Here is a 2,152-nt window from a genome sequence, read left to right on the forward strand (position 1 = left end):
GATCCCGCCACGGCCGCCCACGACCATCCACACCAGGCAACAGCGGGGCTATCCGCTCCCACACCGCATCCGTCAGCTCACCACGACCCACCACAAGATCAATTATCAGACACGGCCTAGCGGGCCGGGTCTTGGTCAGCGACGTTGACGAGACAGCCGGGGCGGCGGGCCGGAAGGGCTTGAGCGCGGGCAGGTCCGGCACCAGATGCGCGGTCCGCTCACACGCGGCAGCAGCGTCGGCCAGGGACAGATACGGGGTGCGGATACGCGACCAGCCGCCGGACGTGTCACCCACGACCGCGAGGCCGGGGCGTTCAGGGGCGATGGTGCAGGCAGCGCCCACCGCCTCGGGGGCGATATCGCCCAGCGCCATCTTTGCCGAGGGTTCGTCGTTGACGCGGTGGCAGACGCGGCCGGAGAGTTGGGCGCGGAGCATGGTGGCGCCTTTGCCCAGTTCGGCCCCGAAGCGCTGCCCGCACACCTCCAGGTAGATCCCGGCAGCACGGCCGAGTTGGGCGAGGCGGATGAGCTGGGTGACCATCTCGTCCCGCCGTTCCTCATCCTTGCGGGAGGCGACGAGGAACAGTTCGGCCACCTCGTCCACGAACAGCACGATCGGCACCGGCCGCTCGCTCTCGGGCAGGCCCCACACGTCCGAGGTGATCTCCTCATCAGGTGTGGACGGGGCGATCCCCTGACGGGCACGGATGAGGTCGTAGCGGTCCTCCATCTCCCGGACGAGTACGGGCAGCAGCTCGGCAGCCTCAGCCGGGTCGGTCGCCAGCGCCGAGAGCCGAGGAGCGAAGGGCGCCAGTTCCACGCCTCGCTTGCAGTCGATGCCGGCCAGCGCGACCGGCTGATCGGCGAGGCCGGTGATCAGGTGCCGCAGGTACATCGACTTGCCCGACAGCGTGGCGCCGAGCACCAACTCATGCGGAATGGCGCGGTAGTCGCGGACGAAGGCGGTTGCGTCCTCACGCAGTGCCACCGGCACCCGCAGGAACCCGCCACCCGCCTTGCGCGGCATCCGAACCCGCCGCAGGACGTCGAAGCCGACCAGCCGCAACTCGACCACACCGGGCTTGACCGGCTCCACGTAGACGCCATGAACGCCCCAGGCGTGCCGCAGCCGCTCGGCAGAAGCAGCTATGTCGGCCGGCTCCTGCCCCGGAGCGAGCCGCAACCGGATGCGCAGGCCGGTCGAGGTCGGCCGCAGTATCCCCCGACGAGGCGGCACCGGCCGCACCTCACGACGAGTGGTCGCCCGCACGGCCAGCGCCCGGAGGCGGGAGGGCGGCACCGTGAGCCCGCAGGAGTCCATGACCGACCCGTAGGAGCCCACCAGCCGCACAGCCGAAGCGGGCATGCCCACGGCCGACCAGTAGGCGGCAGGGTGCCGGGCCCGGAGGTAGGCGGCACCAGCACCCAGACCGGCCGCGGGACCGCCTACCTCCATCAGCGTCATCAGCTCGGACACGGTCAGGCCCCCACGCCCGCCGGAACGGCACCGGGTGCGACGGCGGCGGCGCGGTAGGCGATGCCGTGGCGCTGCTGACCGTTGAACACCGACTCCCACGGCCGAGCCACCAGACCCGGCAACGACACGGGGGCGCCAAGGGCGAGCCCGTCCGTCACACCGCTCTCCGGAACGGTGACGTGAATCAGCGAGGACTCGCCCTCATCGATGTAGACGACGCCGACCTTCATCAGCGTCTCGCCGCTCACCGCGTCCTTGGCGACTTCCCCGGTCTGCCGGTCCCGGACCTTTGGCGCGGGCGCCTCGGTCAGAAGGATGGTGGCGGAAGTGGTCTCAACTCGAATGGTGCGCAAGGTCGTTTCTCCTTGTCCGTACGCCGAAGCAATGAGAGCTAGTCGTCTAGACAAGCTCACGGATGGTTCGCCCCGGACGTGCTTGTTGGGATGCGGATACTCTGCCACAAGTCTTGCCCACTCGTCTATACGAGTATGCCTCTCGGTGTGTACGAGTCCGCGAGAAACGACCCAGCGCCGTCATCACGGGCCCGACATGCCCTAGATGAGTGAGTCCGATGTTTTTAGTGGTCGTAGGCGGTCAGTGATCGTTTGACGTCGGCGCCGGTGGTCCAGTTGCGCCAGAGTGCGGCTGCGAGGGCGAGGAGTCGTTGGCCGACGC

The 2,152-nt window shown here is 69.1% G+C and carries 2 protein-coding genes and 1 pseudogene; all 3 read right to left on the bottom strand.

Annotation, left to right across the window (positions count from 1 at the left end):
• A partial coding sequence (locus DTL70_RS00090; protein ID WP_245978852.1) for an FtsK/SpoIIIE domain-containing protein occupies window positions 1–1,477 on the bottom strand: 1,477 nt, incomplete at its 3' end.
• Window positions 1,478–1,479: 2 nt separating this feature from the next.
• On the bottom strand, window positions 1,480–1,830 hold the full coding sequence (locus DTL70_RS00095) for an SCO3933 family regulatory protein (protein WP_114019725.1): 351 nt from the start codon (window positions 1,828–1,830) through the stop codon (window positions 1,480–1,482).
• Window positions 1,831–2,054: 224 nt separating this feature from the next.
• A pseudogene (locus DTL70_RS34000) lies at window positions 2,055–2,152 on the bottom strand (IS982 family transposase); the annotation flags it as partial.

The sequence above is a fragment of the Streptomyces diacarni genome (assembly GCF_003323715.1).
GTDB lineage: Bacteria > Actinomycetota > Actinomycetes > Streptomycetales > Streptomycetaceae > Streptomyces > Streptomyces diacarni.